Origin of the sequence: Modicisalibacter muralis, assembly GCF_900102945.1 — a bacterium.
In the GTDB taxonomy this organism is placed as follows: domain Bacteria; phylum Pseudomonadota; class Gammaproteobacteria; order Pseudomonadales; family Halomonadaceae; genus Modicisalibacter; species Modicisalibacter muralis.
In genome coordinates this window covers 496,099-511,682 of the sequence record NZ_FNGI01000001.1, presented here as the reverse complement: position 1 = coordinate 511,682, position 15,584 = coordinate 496,099, and the positions used below count along the sequence as shown (strand labels likewise).

15 protein-coding genes and 4 tRNA genes are annotated in these 15,584 nt (G+C 61.6%); 7 read left to right on the top strand and 12 right to left on the bottom strand.

Going from position 1 to position 15,584, the window contains the following annotated elements; genetic code table 11:
* Positions 1-54 precede the first annotated feature (54 nt).
* The 6 genes from clpP to BLR92_RS02390 form a co-directional block, all read right to left on the bottom strand.
* The gene (gene clpP, locus BLR92_RS02415) at positions 55-675 is read right to left on the bottom strand and encodes an ATP-dependent Clp endopeptidase proteolytic subunit ClpP (protein WP_089725132.1); all 621 of its coding nucleotides are present in this window, start codon (positions 673-675) and stop codon (positions 55-57) included.
* Between the two features lie 112 nt (positions 676-787).
* On the bottom strand, positions 788-2,143 hold the full coding sequence (tig, locus tag BLR92_RS02410) for a trigger factor (RefSeq protein WP_089725130.1): 1,356 nt from the start codon (positions 2,141-2,143) through the stop codon (positions 788-790).
* A gap of 269 nt (positions 2,144-2,412) precedes the next feature.
* Positions 2,413-2,487, bottom strand: a tRNA-His gene (locus BLR92_RS02405).
* Between the two features lie 34 nt (positions 2,488-2,521).
* Positions 2,522-2,596, bottom strand: a tRNA-His gene (locus BLR92_RS02400).
* Between the two features lie 74 nt (positions 2,597-2,670).
* A tRNA-Arg gene (locus BLR92_RS02395) sits at positions 2,671-2,747 on the bottom strand.
* A 124-nt stretch (positions 2,748-2,871) separates the two neighbouring features.
* Positions 2,872-2,948: transfer RNA gene (locus tag BLR92_RS02390), tRNA-Pro, on the bottom strand.
* A 348-nt stretch (positions 2,949-3,296) separates the two neighbouring features.
* Between BLR92_RS02390 and BLR92_RS02385 the strand changes: the two genes are divergently transcribed.
* Positions 3,297-4,688: an L-lactate MFS transporter gene (locus BLR92_RS02385; RefSeq protein WP_089725128.1), complete on the top strand. Its 1,392-nt coding sequence runs from the start codon at positions 3,297-3,299 to the stop codon at positions 4,686-4,688.
* Positions 4,689-4,691: 3 nt separating this feature from the next.
* On the top strand, positions 4,692-4,835 hold the full coding sequence (locus tag BLR92_RS19640) for an MFS transporter small subunit (protein WP_175488695.1): 144 nt from the start codon (positions 4,692-4,694) through the stop codon (positions 4,833-4,835).
* 93 nt (positions 4,836-4,928) lie between these two features.
* Here the strand turns inward: BLR92_RS19640 and BLR92_RS02380 are convergent, their stop codons facing one another.
* From BLR92_RS02380 to BLR92_RS02360, 5 genes are all read right to left on the bottom strand, one after another.
* Positions 4,929-5,693: an ABC transporter ATP-binding protein gene (locus tag BLR92_RS02380; protein ID WP_089725127.1), complete on the bottom strand. Its 765-nt coding sequence runs from the start codon at positions 5,691-5,693 to the stop codon at positions 4,929-4,931.
* Positions 5,683-6,444: an ABC transporter ATP-binding protein gene (locus BLR92_RS02375; protein ID WP_175488694.1), complete on the bottom strand. Its 762-nt coding sequence runs from the start codon at positions 6,442-6,444 to the stop codon at positions 5,683-5,685. The genes BLR92_RS02380 and BLR92_RS02375 overlap by 11 nt, the downstream gene beginning before the upstream one ends.
* 2 nt (positions 6,445-6,446) lie before the next feature.
* Complete coding sequence (locus tag BLR92_RS02370) at positions 6,447-7,445, bottom strand: branched-chain amino acid ABC transporter permease (RefSeq protein WP_089725123.1); 999 nt, start codon at positions 7,443-7,445, stop codon at positions 6,447-6,449.
* Complete coding sequence (locus tag BLR92_RS02365) at positions 7,442-8,308, bottom strand: branched-chain amino acid ABC transporter permease (RefSeq protein WP_089725122.1); 867 nt, start codon at positions 8,306-8,308, stop codon at positions 7,442-7,444. The genes BLR92_RS02370 and BLR92_RS02365 overlap by 4 nt, the downstream gene beginning before the upstream one ends.
* A 121-nt stretch (positions 8,309-8,429) precedes the next feature.
* Entirely contained in the window at positions 8,430-9,722 is a 1,293-nt protein-coding gene (locus BLR92_RS02360) for an amino acid ABC transporter substrate-binding protein (RefSeq protein ID WP_089725120.1), read from the bottom strand.
* A 242-nt stretch (positions 9,723-9,964) separates the two neighbouring features.
* On the opposite strand from BLR92_RS02360, the gene folD reads away from it, so the two are divergent.
* The 5 genes from folD to BLR92_RS02335 all read left to right on the top strand — a co-directional run bounded on the left by folD (position 9,965) and on the right by BLR92_RS02335 (position 14,847).
* Positions 9,965-10,828, top strand: a complete 864-nt coding sequence (gene folD, locus BLR92_RS02355) for a bifunctional methylenetetrahydrofolate dehydrogenase/methenyltetrahydrofolate cyclohydrolase FolD (RefSeq protein WP_089725118.1) — start codon at positions 9,965-9,967, stop codon at positions 10,826-10,828.
* A 58-nt stretch (positions 10,829-10,886) separates the two neighbouring features.
* Entirely contained in the window at positions 10,887-11,357 is a 471-nt protein-coding gene (locus BLR92_RS02350; RefSeq protein ID WP_089725116.1) for an S-ribosylhomocysteine lyase, read from the top strand.
* A complete protein-coding gene (gene mtnN, locus BLR92_RS02345; RefSeq protein ID WP_089725114.1) occupies positions 11,357-12,082 on the top strand; it encodes a 5'-methylthioadenosine/S-adenosylhomocysteine nucleosidase in 726 nt (241 codons plus the stop codon). Before BLR92_RS02350 ends, mtnN begins: the two co-directional genes overlap by 1 nt.
* 181 nt (positions 12,083-12,263) lie before the next feature.
* Complete coding sequence (gene nosP / locus BLR92_RS02340) at positions 12,264-13,481, top strand: nitric oxide-sensing protein NosP (RefSeq protein WP_089725952.1); 1,218 nt, start codon at positions 12,264-12,266, stop codon at positions 13,479-13,481.
* Complete coding sequence (locus BLR92_RS02335; protein WP_245703907.1) at positions 13,438-14,847, top strand: ATP-binding response regulator; 1,410 nt, start codon at positions 13,438-13,440, stop codon at positions 14,845-14,847. Before nosP ends, BLR92_RS02335 begins: the two co-directional genes overlap by 44 nt.
* On the opposite strand, the gene BLR92_RS02330 is transcribed toward BLR92_RS02335, so the two are convergent.
* Positions 14,821-15,510 (bottom strand): response regulator, encoded by a 690-nt coding sequence (locus BLR92_RS02330; protein ID WP_089725111.1) that lies wholly within the window; start codon positions 15,508-15,510, stop codon positions 14,821-14,823. The two genes, BLR92_RS02335 and BLR92_RS02330, sit on opposite strands and share 27 nt — an antisense overlap.
* Between the last annotated feature and the right edge of the window lie 74 nt (positions 15,511-15,584).

Below are 15,584 nucleotides of genomic sequence, written 5' to 3'. Positions count from 1 at the left end.
ACGGCGGCGGCCGGTAACGACCGCCAGGATATGCATGGGTTATGAATTACGCTATCAGGATACCGGACGCTTATCCAGCACGGCATCGATCAAGCCGTACTCCGCGGCCTGGCCGCCTTCCATGAAGTTATCACGGTCGGTGTCCTTGGCGATGGTCTCGATATCCTGCCCGGTATGTTCGGCCAGAATCCTGTTCAGCTTATGGCGGATATTGAGAATTTCCTTGGTATGGATCTCGATATCCGATGCCTGACCTTGGTAGCCGCCCAGCGGCTGATGAATCATCATCCGCGAGTTGGGCAGGCAGAAGCGCTTGCCCTTGGCGCCGCCGGCCAGCAGGAACGCGCCCATGCTGGCCGCCTGACCGATGCACACGGTGGAAACGTCCGGCTTGATGAACTGCATGGTGTCGTAGATCGACATGCCCGCGGTCACCGAGCCGCCCGGTGAATTGATGTACAGGTGAACGTCCTTGTCGGGGTTCTCGGATTCAAGGAACAGTAACTGTGCCACCACCAGATTGGCCATGTAGTCTTCCACCGGCCCCACCAGGAAGATCACACGCTCTTTGAGCAGGCGCGAGTAAATATCATAGGCCCGCTCGCCGCGCGCATTCTGCTCGACCACCATCGGCACCAGGCCGCCGGCGTTTTGAATATCGAACTCGTTGCCCATTGTATGCCTACCTTTAATCCGGTGACTTGGTAACTCGTGCCCGCACAGTCCCACGAAGGGGCAGTGACCAGAGACCCGGCCGTAGCCGGGTCATGTTAAACGACAGCGACGATCAGGTCTTGTCGGAAGCGGTCTCGTCGTCGCTGTCTTCTTCACCGTCCTGCTGCTGTTGCGCGGCTTGCAGCGCCTGCTCGTAGGACATCTCTACATCCTTAACCTGTGCCTGCTCGAGCAGCTTGTCAACCGCCTTCTCTTCGAGAATGGCAGACTTGACCTGGTTCTTCATCTTCTCGTCCTTGAGGTAATACTCGATGACCTCCTCAGGCTGCTGATACTGCTGCGCGAGCTCCTCGACCTTGGCCTTGATCTCATCGTCGCTGGCATCGATCTCATGAACCTTGATCACCTCGGCCAGCAACAGACCGACCTGCACGCGACTCTTGGCCTGCTCGGCAAACAGCTCATTGGGTAGCTGGGAGACGTCGAAATCGTCACCGAGGCCGAACTGCTGTGCCGCCTGGCGCTTGAGCCCATCGGTTTCCTGCTCGATCAGCGAAGTCGGCACCGGAATATCATTGGCGGTCTTCAGAGCTTCGAGCGCCTGCTGCTTGACGCGGTTGTCGACGGCTTGCTGAACTTCGCGTTCCATGTTCTTGCGCACTTCACCATGGAACTTCTCGATGTCGCCATCCTCGACACCGAACTGCTTGATGAATTCGGCATCGACTTCTGGCAGTTTCTGGGCGCTGACCTGATGGACCTTGACCTGGAAGGTGGCCTCCTGACCGGCGAGATGCTCGGCCTGGTAGTCTTCGGGGAAGGTGACCTTGATCTCGGTTTCGTCATTCGCCTTCACGCCGGCAAGCTGTTCCTCGAAGCCGGGAATGAAGCTATTGGAACCCAGCACCAGCTCGTGCCCCTCGGCCTCGCCGCCTTCGAATGGCTCGTCACCGAGGAAGCCCTTGAAATCGACCTTGACCTGGTCGCCCTCGGCGGCCGCACGGTCCACCGCTTCCCAGGCCGCGTTCTGCTTGCGCAGGGTCTCGATCATCTGTTCGATATCGGCGTCGTTGACTGTCGCCACGGGGCGCTCGATTTCACTACCTTCGATGGAAGCCAGCTCGATCTCCGGATAAACCTCGAGCGTGGCAACGAACTCAAGATCCTTGCCCGACTCGTTGACGGTCGGCTCAATGGACGGATAACCGGCCGGGTTGAGGCTTTGCTCGGTGATCGCTGTAACGTAATGCTGACGCATCAGTTCGCCCACCACCTCGTTACGCACGTCACGACCATAGCGCTGCTTCACCACAGCCATCGGCACCCTGCCCTGACGAAAGCCGTTCAGGCGAACGTTCTTGGCGGTATCCTGAAGACGAGCGGCAACGGCCTGATCGACCTCGGCGGCCGGCACCTGCACCGTGACGCGGCGTGCGATCTGTGAAGTCGTTTCGACGGAAGCTTGCATGAATGGTCCTCTACCGACTGGGGGCGTTTGAGAGTGCGTTCAAAAGGAGGGATTTTAAGAACCCCGGCTCGCGCTGGCAAGCGCATCATGCCGCAATGAGTGGGGGCAGGTGACATTGCTTACAAGGGGCAGCGCTGAAAAATGCCATACCCGACGTACAATGTCCGTCAAGCAGGCGACCAAGTGGCAACAATAGCTTTGCAAACGTGAAGAAAAGGAAAGAGGTGTGAAACGCAGATAGGCAGATGGCGATACGGCGAAAACAGAAATGGGGTGGATGATGGGGATCGAACCCACGACCACCGGAGCCACAATCCGGGGCTCTACCACTGAGCTACACCCACCACTTCAACAGCAGCTTGATCGATCATCGCGATATGGGGTGGATGATGGGGATCGAACCCACGACCACCGGAGCCACAATCCGGAGCTCTACCACTGAGCTACACCCACCATATCGAAGCTATCGATCACCACGCTCCAGGCGCACGGGCCTGTCACTGTTGCCAGGCTCGCCCTGTCGGAACTGGCGCGCCCAGCAGGACTCGAACCTGCAACCTACGGCTTAGAAGGCCGTTGCTCTATCCGGTTGAGCTATGAGCGCGTATTCCCAACGAAAGAGACACTCCCCCGATGAAGGAAACCTCTTCGAGCAGAAGAGATATTACGGCCTCAAGGCGCCAACTGACAACCCCGTCGATCGATTTTACTCAACACAATCAACGAGTTGGTCGGGGTAGAGGGATTCGAACCCCCGACATCCTGCTCCCAAAGCAGGCGCGCTACCAGACTGCGCTATACCCCGTCGGACTATTGCCACGACCTCGATGGGCCCCCTCGGGGCCTCGTCAAGCGCTGCGTATTCTACGCAAGATTCCCCGCCGGTCAAGCATTAGCCTTACTCAAGGCTCCTGGAACCCGAACGAGAGACGCAAGAGGAATGGAGCCATGATATTGCTTGACTCGACTAGACATTAGCATGACTGACGCGAAAAACGCTTGCCGCTTGGACCGTGGCCTACTAAGCACAATACACGGGTACGCTCTACGCTCATTCACGCGTGGCACACCGACAGCACATTGCCTCGTACCTATTTTTCCGAGCCGAGCAGCCGCCAAATCCCACCCCTGTGCCTGCCTCGGGAGAGAGCCCATGTCGTTTCTAGATAAGAACAATATTATCGCCAAACCTGGTCACAGCCGCTGGCTGGTACCGCCGGCGGCGCTATGCGTACACCTATGCATCGGTCAAGCCTACGCCTTCAGCGTATTCAATTTGCCATTGACGCGGGTTCTCGGCGTAACAGAGTCGCTACCTGCCGATTGGGAACTTACCACCCTGGGCTGGATATTCAGCCTATCGATGGTTTTTCTCGGTCTATCCGCGGCATTCTGTGGAAGCTGGCTAGAACGAGTCGGGCCGCGCAAGGCCATGTTCACGGCGGCCTGCTGTTTCGGTAGCGGCTTTCTGCTATCGGCGATAGGCGTCTGGACGCACCTCGTCTGGCTAATCTATCTCGGCTACGGGGTGCTTGGCGGCATCGGCCTCGGCATTGGCTATATCTCGCCGGTCAAGACGCTGATCACGTGGTTCCCCGACCGCCCAGGCATGGCGACCGGCATGGCCATCATGGGCTTCGGTGGCGGCGCCATGATCGGCGCCCCCCTTGCCGTTGGCCTGATGAAATATTACTCCTCGCCGGAATCCGTCGGCGTGGCGGCCACGTTCGTCACCATGGGCATCATTTATTTCATCTTCATGTGTATCGGGGCAACCATCGTGCGCATACCGCGCAAGGGCTGGAAGCCCGCCGGTTTCGTCGAGGAAAAACAGCCGCAGAAGCTGGTTACCCGCAACCACGTGGATGTAAACCAGGCGATGAAGACGCCGCAGTTCTATCTACTCTGGTTCGTGCTGTTCCTGAACGTTACCGCCGGCATCGGCGTGCTCGGCCAGGCCTCGGCGATGTCGCAGGAAATGATGCCGGGTGCGATCGAGGCGGCAGCCGCCGCCGGTTTCGTCGGCCTGCTCAGCCTGTTCAACATGGGCGGACGCTTCGCCTGGGCATCGGTGTCCGATTACATCGGGCGCAAGAACACCTACATCATTTTCTTCGTTCTCGGCATGGCGCTGTACGCACTGGTACCGGGCACGGCGGCGATCGGCAGCGTGTTCCTGTACGTGCTGTGCTACTGCGTGATCATCAGCATGTATGGCGGGGGATTTTCGACCATACCGGCGTATCTCAAGGACATTTTCGGCACCATGCACGTGGGCGCCATCCATGGCCGCCTGCTGACCGCCTGGTCGGCCGCCGGCATCATGGGCCCGGTGCTGGTCAATTACATCCGCGCGGCGCAGATCGATGCCGGGGTAGATCCGGCGCAGGCCTATACCGTCACCATGTACATCATGGTGGGACTGCTGCTGATCGGCTTGATCTGCAACCTGTGCGTCAAGGCGGTAGATGCCAAACACCATTACGAGGATGCCTCCGATCGCGACCGGGGCAATACCGAAACCGCCAAACCAATGGAGGGCTGAGTCATGCACGATCAAAGAGATGAGAATGCAGTCGAACACGGCACATCGTCACCGATACTGATCGCGGCGGCTTGGGCGCTGGTCATGATCCCGCTGGCATGGGGCCTGTTATCCACGCTGCAAAAGGCGCTGCTGCTGTTTCCTTAGGCTTTTATCATGCATGCGATGTAATAACGGCGAGGCGCGTCCACGGTGGACGCGCCTCGCCGTTTAGGCCCCACCCTTACTCTCTTTTACCGCTCAACCACCCAAATAGGCGCGCCGGACACGTTCGTCGCGCAGCAGCTCGGCGCTTTCGCCCTGGTATTTGTTGTTGCCCATCTCGAGAACGTAACCACGGTGTGAGTTCTCGAGCGCCACGGCCGCGTTCTGCTCGACCATGAGAATCGCCACGCCGAGCCGGCGATTGACTTCAAGGATCGTCTCGAAAGTCAGATCGACGAGCTTCGGCGACAACCCGAGCGTCGGTTCGTCGAGGATCAACAGCTCCGGCGCGGTCATCAGGGCGCGAGCGATGGAAAGCATCTGCTGCTCGCCGCCACTCATCGTCTTGGCGGCTTGGCGTTTGCGCTCGGCGAGACGCGGAATGAGCTCGTAGGCACGCTCCCGCGCCGTGCGTTTTTTCTGCTCGTCGGTCAGAATCCAGGCGCCCATGTCGAGATGCTCGTCGACCGTCATGTCCGGGAATACCGCGTGCCCTTGCGGGACGAAGGAAATGCCACGGCGCACGGTCTTGTCCGGGCTCAGCGGCGTCAGGTCCGCGCCCTGGAAGCGAATACTGCCCTGCCATGCCGGCAGGAAACGCATGACTGCCTTCAGAAAGGTGGACTTGCCGCAACCGTTCGGGCCGATGATGGCGACGATCTCGCCGGCACGCACCTCCAGTGAAATACCGTGCAGAATTTCCTGGCGGCCATAGCCCGAGACGATATCCTCGACCATGAGGAAGTCGCCGTGAGCGTCGTCACCCGAACGCGGCGCGACGCGATCCGCTTCAAGCGCCATGACCGGCACGCCCCAGCGGGTGGGTGGATTTACCGAAATAGGCTTCGAGCACCTCCTCGTTCGCTTGAATCTCCTCCCCCGAACCCTCGGCGATCACGCTTCCAGCGCTCATGACCACGACCTTGTCGCAGTGGCCCATGACCAGGTTCATGTTGTGCTCGATGATCAGAAACGTCTTGCCCCAGGTGTCGCGAAGTTCATGGATGAACGCCAGCAGGCTCTTGAGCAGGGTCGGGTTGACGCCGGCGGCCGGCTCGTCCAGCAGGATCAACTCGGGATCGAGCATCAGGATGCGCGCGAGTTCCAGAAGTTTCTGCTGGCCATAGGATAGATCGCTCGCGTACTCATGGCGGCGGTCGACGAGATTCACCAGCTCCAGATACTCGCGGGCCCGCTCATGCAGCCGATGATCGCCGGGCGAAGCGACGAACATGTTTTCCATCAGCGTCATCTTGGGAAACACGCGAGTGAGCTGAAAGGTGCGCCCCAGTCCCTTGAGCGCTCGCTGATGCGGCTTCAGGGCGCTGATGTCCTCGCCTCTGAAGACGATCTGCCCCGAGTCCAACCGGGTCGCGCCGCTGGCAATGTCGAACAGCGTCGTCTTGCCGGCCCCATTGGGGCCGATCAGCCCCACGATCGCGCCTTTCTCGACCGCAAATGAGCAGTCATCTACGGCGCGCAGGCTGGCGAACGACTTGGTGACCGCGCGCGCCTCGAAAACCGGCGCTTGCATCATGTCGGCCTCGGGCACGGCTATATCCTCCGTGTCTTGGGCAGGAAACCGCGATCCTTGAGCCATTCGAGAAGCCCCTGCGGCATGAACAGGATCAGCGCCACCAGCACGACGCCGAACGTCGCCAGGTTGAGTCGCAGCACATGCGCCCAGATGTAGTCATTGAATAGCTCCAGCACCGTGCCACCGAGCACCGGACCCAGCACGGTGCCGATGCCGCCGAAGAAGGTCATGATGATCGGTATCACGGTGTACTTGATATGAAACGCATTGAACGGATCGATATAGCTTAGATACATGGCATGCAGCCCACCACCGAGACCGGCGAAGAAGGCACTCAGTACGAAGGCGCCGATCTTGAGGCGTGTGGTGTTGACACCCAGGTTCTCGGCGGCGCGCTCGTCTTCGCGAATCGACAGCAGGCGCAGACCGATTCGCGAATTGGCCAGGACATAGGTCACGACAACCACGGCAACCACCAACGCCAGCATGGCGAAGTACTTGGTCTCGAAGCCGATCTGCACAAACAGTGGAATGCCGGAACCGGCCCGGGTCAGCGGCTCCATGAAGGCGCTACTCATGATCACGCGCGTCCCCTCGGCGACCGCCAGCGTGGTGATGGTGAAATAGGGTCCCTTGATGCGCAGTAGCGGAACGCTAAGCACGGCCGCGTATGCGGCAGCGACGCAGCCACCCAGCGCGACGGCCAGGAACCATGGCGCGCCAAGATCGGCGATGGCGATCGCCGAGGCGTACATCCCGACACCGATAAAGGCCACGTGGGCGAAGTTGATATAGCCGGTAAAGCCGGACATCAAATTCCAACTCGCCGCCAGCAGCACGAAATACAACACCAGATAGAGCAGTGACAGCGTTCCCCGATTCACCAGCCAGGGCGCCGCCAGCATGAACGCGACGTAGACGGCGAAGATCGCCACGCCCAGCCATGAAAGCCACGCGACCCAGCTACTCCCTCCGCCGTGAACACTGCTATCCGCTCGCTCGCGCCGCGTACTCATCGGTCGGCCACGCTGGTGCCGAATAGCCCCGAGGGCCGGAAAATCATGATCGCGATCAGTAGCACGAAAGGCAGCGCCGGCGCGATGCGCGGCGAGAGCATGGCGGTACCGAAGCTCTCCAGAAGGCCGTAGGCAAAGGCGGCGACGAGGGCCCCGGCAACGCTGCCGAGCCCGCCAAGCACGACGATGGTGAAGGTCTTGGCCAGATACTCGAATCCCATGTAGGGATATATGAAGCCGGTCATGCTGATGAGCGTTCCGGCTGCGGCGGCGAGCGCGGCGCCAATGCCAAAAGCCAGGGTGCGCGCACGACGCACATCTATCCCGCAAGCGAGGGCAACGTCCTGATTCTGGGAGGTCGCGCGGATCGCCTTGCCCGGCGCGGTGAACTTGAGGAACGCGAACAGCGCACCGGTAAGAATGAGCGCCAGCACGAAACCGACGATATACGACTGCGACATCGTCACACCCAGGAATGTCACCGGCTCCGTCAGATAGGAAATGCCACGCAGCTTGGTGGTAAAGGCCACTTGGCTCGAATTCCAGATGATCAGCGACAGCCCGAAGGTCAGCATCAACGAGGCCAGCAGCGGCCGACCAACCACTCGTTCGATGACCAGCCTCTGCAGCCCGGCACCGAACAGGAAGAGGATCGCCATCGCCGGCAGCAGCGAGACGAGCGGGCTGAGGCCGAGCCAATCCCAGGCGAAGAAGGCGACATAGGCGCCGAGCATGGCGAAGTCGCCATGCGCGATGTTGATCACCCGCATGACGCCGAATACCAGACTCAGCCCGACCGCAACCAGGCTATAGATGGCACCGACCACCAGGCCGTTTGCCAGCAGTTGAAGAGGATGATCCACCGAGCCTCCTTAGCCGGCCGGCATGCGGAAAGAACCAAGCGAAAGCCCGAAAACCGCTCCCATGCCGACCGCCCTTTGTTATTGCCGGGGATCGATAACGGCCCCGGCTCTGTCGTGGCGCTCACTGGAAGGGATATATCCATTGGGCGTTGGCTGCCTCGTCCGGGTAGACGACCGCGTTTTCGAGCTTGCCGTCCGCCTCCTGTACCTGCAGCATGACGCGGTTCGCGGCTAGCTGTAGCCCGGAGTCCGGGGAGTCGAGTGGAGCAACCTCATAGAGGTTGAAGACGGTCGTGGTCTTCAGCTCGAACATGATGTCGCGGATCTTCTCGAAATCGTCGACGGTTCCGGCACGTCGCACCGCCTCCTCGAGAATTTGCGCGGCGCCATAACCGCCTGCGGAGTGGTACTCGGGCACCCCGCCATATTCGCTGCGGTAGGCCTCGACGTATTTCTGCGCGCCGGGGTAATTGACGTTTGGCGTCCAGTCGGCATCGCCGGTCACGGTCAATGCGGCCTTGCCCAACGTATCGCGATAATCGGGTAATGCCACCCCGACCAGCAGCGACAGAATATTGGGTTGGTAGCCCAGCGAGCGCGTGGCTCGAGTGATGCCGATGGCATCGGGCAGGTAGCCGCCGCCGGCGAGCACCGTGGCGCCCGAGTTCATCACCTGCTGAACGATAGGCGTCCAGTCGGTGATCTTTACCGGGTAAGCGGTGTCGAGAACGATCTGCAGCCCGTCCTCTTTCGCGCGTGCGCGCAGGGCCTTGGCCGCGTTGCGCGGAAACTCGCTGTCTTCGTAGATAATGGCGATCTTTTCGTCGCCGTGCTCCATCGCAACCTGGGTCAGCCCCGGCAGACGCCGACTACCCGGCGGCTGGACCTGAACCTGCCACTGTAGATTGCGGCCTTCCCAGATTGCCGTGCTTGAGGCCATCGGGTTCGGCGTCGGGATCTGCGCGTTCTCGATGATCGGAGCGACCGCATTGGTCACGGCACTCGAGTAGGGACCCAGCAGTAAGTCCACCTGACGGCTATGGATGAGTTCGTTGTAGAGCCGCACGCCCGTGGTCGGATCGCTACGGTCGTCAAGCACGATGAGTTCCACCGGCCGGCCCAACAAGCCGGGTTCGCCGCTGTTGGGCAAGTCCGCCTTGCCATAGCTGTGACCCAGTTCGTTGACGTGTTTGGCCCAGAGCATATAGCCCTTGTGCTGCTCCTCGCCGGAACGCGCGTACTTGCCCGTAAGCGAGATGGAGGCACCGATCCTGAGAGGTTTCTTCTGCTGGGCGAAGATGGTGGGTATATGGCCAGCGATGGCCGTGCCGATTGCGACGACACCAGTGGTCTTGATGAAGTTACGCCGGGTCAATCCGGTATCGTTCGATGGGACGTACTTGCGTGAGCACATGACTTCCCTCCCGAGGCCGGCGTTCGATGCACTGCCGACGCTTTATTGTTGTTACAGCTATGTCGAGCATCACGACAATTCACTCACTGCGTTAAAAAAACGTAGTTTGGCACCCCCGACTTGGTCAAGGTTCGGCCCAGCTTCGCGCCAGTGGGTCCCTAAAGCCGCTTTGACTGTAGCCGCTGCCATGCGAAAATCAGCGCCTCGTTTTCCGCTGCCGCCAAGTACGCAAGGATCTCTCGATGACCGCCCAACTGATCGACGGCAAGGCGATTGCCGCGCATGTACGCCAACAGGTCGCTCGCCAGGTAGCGGCTCGCCGCGAAGCCGGCGCCCGCATTCCCGGTCTTGCCGTGGTGCTGGTCGGCGAGGATCCGGCATCCGAAGTCTATGTGCGCAACAAGCACCGCGCCTGCGAGCAGGCCGGTATCCAATCCTTTCGCCATCAGTTGCCGACCGACACCACCCAGGCGGATCTCGAAGCGCTGGTCGATGAGTTGAATGCCGACCCGGTGATCGACGGCATCCTGGTACAGCTACCGCTGCCCGAGCATCTCGATGCGCGACCGATACTCGAGCGCATCCGTCCGGACAAGGACATCGACGGCTTCCACCCCTACAATCTCGGGCGACTCGCCCAGCGCCTGCCGGTGCTGCGCCCCTGCACGCCCAAGGGCATCATGACCCTGCTTCAGGAGAGCGATCTGGCGGTACGTGGCCTGAACGCCACGGTCGTCGGCGCTTCCAATATCGTCGGTCGTCCCATGGCGCTGGAGCTGATGCTGGCCGGCGCGACGACGACCGTTTGCCACCGTTTTACCCGCGATCTCGAGGCCCAGGTGCGGCGCGCCGAGCTGCTGGTGGTCGCGGTGGGCACGCCGGGCCTGGTCAAGGGAGAATGGGTCAAACAGGGCGCCATCGTCATCGACGTCGGCATCAACCGCCAGGACAGCGGCCAATTGATCGGTGACGTCGAATTCGCCCCCGCCGCCGAGCGCGCCAGCCATATCACCCCGGTACCCGGCGGCGTCGGCCCGATGACCGTGGCCTCGTTACTCGAAAACACCCTGTTCGCCGCCGAACTCCACGACGCCATGCAGGATTGAGTAGCAGAAGGTATAATCCCGCTCCCGATTTCCCATCTCAGCAAACACGGAGCGCCGGATGAGCGAACAGCAACCCATGAACGTCGAGAGCTTCAACCTGGATCATACCCAGGTGAAAGCCCCCTACGTGCGCCTCGCCGGCATCAAGACCGGGGTTCGTGGCGACGCGATTCACAAATACGACATGCGTTTTTGCCAACCCAACCAGGCGCACATGGAAATGCCCGCACTGCACTCCCTTGAGCACCTGATGGCCGAGCTGTCGCGCAACCACAGCGACAAGGTCGTCGATATCAGCCCGATGGGCTGCCAGACCGGTTTCTATGTGGCCATGATCAACCACGACGATTACGACGACGTGTTGAATCTGTTGGCCAAAACGCTGGAAGACGTGCTCGTGGCCGACGCCGTACCCGCCTGCAACGAGATGCAGTGCGGCTGGGCCGCCAGCCACAGCCTGGAAGGCGCTAAGGTTCTCGCTCGCGACTTTCTGGCCAAGCGCAGCGAATGGAATCAGGTGTTCGCCTGATGCAGAAAATCGGAATCATCGGCGCCATGGCCGAAGAGGTTGCCCTGCTCGCCTCGCATCTGGAAGATCGCCAGACTCGCCAGTACGTCGGCTCGACCTTCCATACCGGCCGCCTGCATGGCGTCGAGGTGGTCATTCTGCAATCCGGCATCGGCAAGGTGAACGCCGCCATCGGCACCACCCTGCTGCTCGACATGTACCATCCCGAAGTGATCATCAATACCGGCTCGGCCGGCGGTTTCGGTAGCGAGCTCGAAGTCGGCGACGTGGTGATCTCCAGCGAGGTTCGTCATCACGATGTCGATGCCGTGGTGTTCGGCTACGAGCATGGTCAGGTACCCAAAATGCCGGCCGCCTATCGTCCTGACGAGCGCCTGGTGCGCGTCGCCCGCGAGTGCATCGAAAGCCTTGGGCATCTGCGCGTCTTCGAGGGGCTGATCGCCACCGGCGATGCCTTCATGGCCTGCCCGGATGCCGTGGAGCGCACCCGCGAGCGCTTCCCGACCATGCTCGCCGCCGAGATGGAAGCCGCCGCCATCGCCCAGACCTGCCATCTCTACGGCTGTCCGTTCGTGGTAATTCGCGCGCTGTCGGATATCGCCGGCAAGCAATCCAACCTCTCCTTCACGGCATTCATCGACCAGGCGGCGACCCACTCCGCCGAGATGGTCGAGGCCATGGTCAAGCGCCTGGGCACGCCGCGCTACGCGCCCCAGCAGACCTGAGCCAATCGATCACCATTCCTGCCAACGTCGCCGCGCCTACTGCCACCCTGGCTGAATACGCCGGCGGATCGCGCACCAGCACAGGGCAAAAGCACCATGAGGCGCCTCATCCAGAGGTGTCGTTGTGAAGGGCCTGGCCCGGGAATACACTGCCAGAAACGACAACGACACGATGGCCGCCATGCTCGATACCTTCCCGAACGCTAGCGCGCAGCGTCCGCCGCCCCAGGCGGCTGGACCGGTGCGCACGGCCCATTCCCTACAACGCGATCCAAAGTTGGCCGCTCTGGAGTTGGCCGCCGAACTGTGCCATGCCCACTTGGGCACGGTGCTGTTCTTCTGTAGTGCCGAGTATCCGCTGGATGCGCTGGGGCATGCACTCGATGAGGCATTCCCGAATGTTCCGGTGAGTGGCTGTACCACGGCGGGGGAGATCACTCCGGCCGGGTACGGGCGGGGCTGCGTGGTCGCCATTGGCTTCGACCGTCGCGCCTTCACCGCTGCCCCGGCACTGATCGACAATCTGGAATCCTTCGACCTGTTACGGGCGCAATGCCTGGTGGATACGCTGCTCGGCGAGTGCCGGCGGCAGTCGACGGTATCTGTCTCCGATCACAGCTTCGCACTGACATTGCTCGACGGACTATCGAGCAGCGAGGAGCAGGTACTGGCGACACTGGATGCCGCACTCGGCAGCATTCCCAGTTTCGGCGGGTCGGCGGGCGACGACAATCGCCTCGCCCATACCTACGTCTATCATCAGGGGCGTTTCCACAGTCAGGCGGCGGTCGTGGTGATGATCACCACCCCGCTGCCGTTCGAAGTCTTCAGCACCCACCACCTGCGCCCGCGTGACGAGAAACTGGTGGTAACCGCCGCGGACCGGCACCAACGTACCGTGTTCGAGCTCAATGCCGCACCGGCGGCCAGGGAATACGCCCGGTTGGTCGGGCGCGAGGTAACGGGGCTGGGTGAGGCCGATTTCGCCCGACATCCCCTGGCGGTACGTATCGGGGAGCAGTTCTACGTACGCTCGATCCAGCGGGTCAATACTGACGACAGCCTGACCTTCTACTGCGCGGTGGAGAACGGCATCGTCCTGACCGCCATGCAGCCGGCACCGATCCTGGCCGACCTCGAACAGGTACTCACCGGTCTCGAGTCACGTCTCGGGCCACCGGCGTTGATTGTCGGCTGTGACTGCTTCCTGCGGCGCCTGGCCATCGAAGCGCTCGGCGAAGCGCAATCGGCCTCCCGCCTATTGCGTCGGTGGCGTGCGATCGGCTTCAACACCTACGGGGAACAGCACCATGGCATGCACATCAACCAGACCTTTACCGGGGTCGCTATTGGCCATGCCCGACCCGACGCAGCAGGTGGCACCCACCACGGCGCGTGAGCAGACGCTGATCGACGAGAATCGGCGCCTGCGCAAGGTGTGTGCGGCACTGATCGAACGCGTCGAGTCGAGCGGCCTCGCAGAGGGTGCGCCCTATGCCGCCTTCGAGCACGCCGTGCTACTGGCCGAACAGGTGCGCGAGCGAACCGAGACACTGCATCGCACCCTCGATGAGCTAGGCCAGGTGAATGCCCAGCTGCGCGAGGAGATTCACAGCCGTGCCTCGGCGGAGCAGCGGCTGATCGAAGCCAAGCAGGAAGCCGAGGCGGCCAACCTGTCCAAGACCAAGTTTCTCGCTGCCGTCAGCCATGACCTGCTGCAGCCATTGAACGCCGCCCGGCTGTTCGCCAGTGCCCTGGGCGAACACCACGTACCCAACTCCTCTCGACGCCTGGTCAAACATATCGGCCGCTCGCTCGAGGATGTCGAGACTCTGCTGGGAACATTAGTGGATATCTCGCGGCTGGATGCCGGGGTGCTCAAACCCGATGTGGCGCCCTTCGGCGCCGCCGACCTGCTCGATACGCTGGCCCAGGAATACCATCAGGTCGCCGTCTCGCAGGGGCTGACATTGCACTATGTGCGCAGTGGGGCCGTGATCGACTCCGACCTGCAGCTACTGGCGCGGGTGGTGCGCAATTTTCTCACCAATGCTATCCGCTATACCGCGCGGGGCCATGTCCTGCTGGGGTGTCGCCGTCGGGCCGAGGGCCTGGAGATCTGCGTCGGCGATACCGGCCCGGGCATTCCCGAAGACCAGCGCGAAGCGATCTTCCTGGAGTTTCGACGCGCCGAAAGCCGCCGTGACGACAAAGATCGTGGCTTGGGGCTTGGCTTGGCCATCGTCGACCGAATCACGTCGATGCTCGACCATCCCGTGGGGTTGGCCTCCAGGCACGGACGAGGCTCGCTGTTCTCGGTACTGGTTCCCTACGGTCGACTGCCCGAGGGAAAGCGTGTCCAGGCAGTGACCGAAGCCATGCCGGGTAACGAACCGCTATCCGGCCGGGTGATATGGGTCATCGATAACGACCTGGCCATTCGCGAGGGCATGCAGGCGCTATTGGGAAGCTGGGGGTGTCGGGTCATGGCTGCGGCCGGTCCCGGCGTACTGGACAGCGAGACTACCTCACCGCCGGATGCGCTGGTCGTCGACTATCACCTGGAGGAAGGCGACCCGGATGGACTGGAGGCGGCGAGTCGGCTGCGCGAGCGTTGGCCCGGCCTGCCGGTGCTGGTGATTACGGCCAATCATGATGCCACGCTCAAGCGCCGTGCCCGCATGCTGGGATTTGGATGGCTGCTCAAGCCGGTCAAACCGTTGCGCCTGAAGATGCAGCTACTCAGCCTGCTCGAGAGGACGTGAGTCGAGTCGAACCGGCGATTCGTCCGAAGGGGCAAGATGCTGCTCACGGGCGGCCAGAATCGCCTGGACCCGACTGCTCACGCCAAGCTTGCCGAAGATCGCAGAAACATGAGTCTTGACCGTAGTTTCGGCAATCATCAACTCGCGGGCGATATGCTTGTTGGATTTCCCCTGCGACATCCGCACCAGAACCTCGCGCTGCTTGGCGGTCAATGGCGTCAGGTCGGGCGTTTCCGTCGCCTCTGGCCGGGGAGCCAACGATGGCCGGCGCAGCAGTCCGGCCGGTAGATAAACCCGCCCTTCCAAGACCTGTTGCAGAGCGGCCAGCAATTCCTGACGTGGTGTCGACTTGGGAATATAGCCGACGGCACCGAGATTGAGCGCTTCCAGCACCGTCTCGCGGGCCTGTTCGGCGGAAATAATCGCGACCGGCAACCAAGGCAACTGCTCACGCAGTCGGGCCAGACCATCGAGACCGGCGCTGTCGGGCAAGCTCAGGTCGAGCAGCAGCAGATCGATCTCTTCGTGCGCGGCGGCATCCTGTAATGTCTGGGCCAGGGTCGCGGCCTGGAGAATGGTGGTGCCGGGCAAGGCGGCAGCAATGGCATCGGCCATGGCTTCGCGGAACATGGGATGATCATCGGCGATCAGCAATGTATGCATGGCGCTCGCTCCGTTTCGCCTCCTACCAACGAAGGAGGCGCTCTCCTGCCTCGGAAGGATGTCCTACGTCGGAC

Bases quoted from the DNA above. Each gene is read 5' to 3' on its own strand.
- BLR92_RS02385 (WP_089725128.1), top strand. From the start codon at position 3,297: ATGTCGTTTCTAGATAAGAACAATATTATCGCCAAACCTGGTCACAGC.
- BLR92_RS02370 (WP_089725123.1), bottom strand. From the start codon at position 7,445: ATGAGTACGCGGCGCGAGCGAGCGGATAGCAGTGTTCACGGCGGAGGG.
- tig (WP_089725130.1), bottom strand. From the start codon at position 2,143: ATGCAAGCTTCCGTCGAAACGACTTCACAGATCGCACGCCGCGTCACG.
- nosP (WP_089725952.1), top strand. From the start codon at position 12,264: ATGCTCGATACCTTCCCGAACGCTAGCGCGCAGCGTCCGCCGCCCCAG.
- BLR92_RS02360 (WP_089725120.1), bottom strand. From the start codon at position 9,722: ATGTGCTCACGCAAGTACGTCCCATCGAACGATACCGGATTGACCCGG.
- mtnN (WP_089725114.1), top strand. From the start codon at position 11,357: ATGCAGAAAATCGGAATCATCGGCGCCATGGCCGAAGAGGTTGCCCTG.
- BLR92_RS02350 (WP_089725116.1), top strand. From the start codon at position 10,887: ATGAGCGAACAGCAACCCATGAACGTCGAGAGCTTCAACCTGGATCAT.
- BLR92_RS02330 (WP_089725111.1), bottom strand. From the start codon at position 15,510: ATGCATACATTGCTGATCGCCGATGATCATCCCATGTTCCGCGAAGCC.
- clpP (WP_089725132.1), bottom strand. From the start codon at position 675: ATGGGCAACGAGTTCGATATTCAAAACGCCGGCGGCCTGGTGCCGATG.
- BLR92_RS02380 (WP_089725127.1), bottom strand. From the start codon at position 5,693: ATGGCGCTTGAAGCGGATCGCGTCGCGCCGCGTTCGGGTGACGACGCT.
- BLR92_RS19640 (WP_175488695.1), top strand. From the start codon at position 4,692: ATGCACGATCAAAGAGATGAGAATGCAGTCGAACACGGCACATCGTCA.
- folD (WP_089725118.1), top strand. From the start codon at position 9,965: ATGACCGCCCAACTGATCGACGGCAAGGCGATTGCCGCGCATGTACGC.
- BLR92_RS02335 (WP_245703907.1), top strand. From the start codon at position 13,438: ATGCCCGACCCGACGCAGCAGGTGGCACCCACCACGGCGCGTGAGCAG.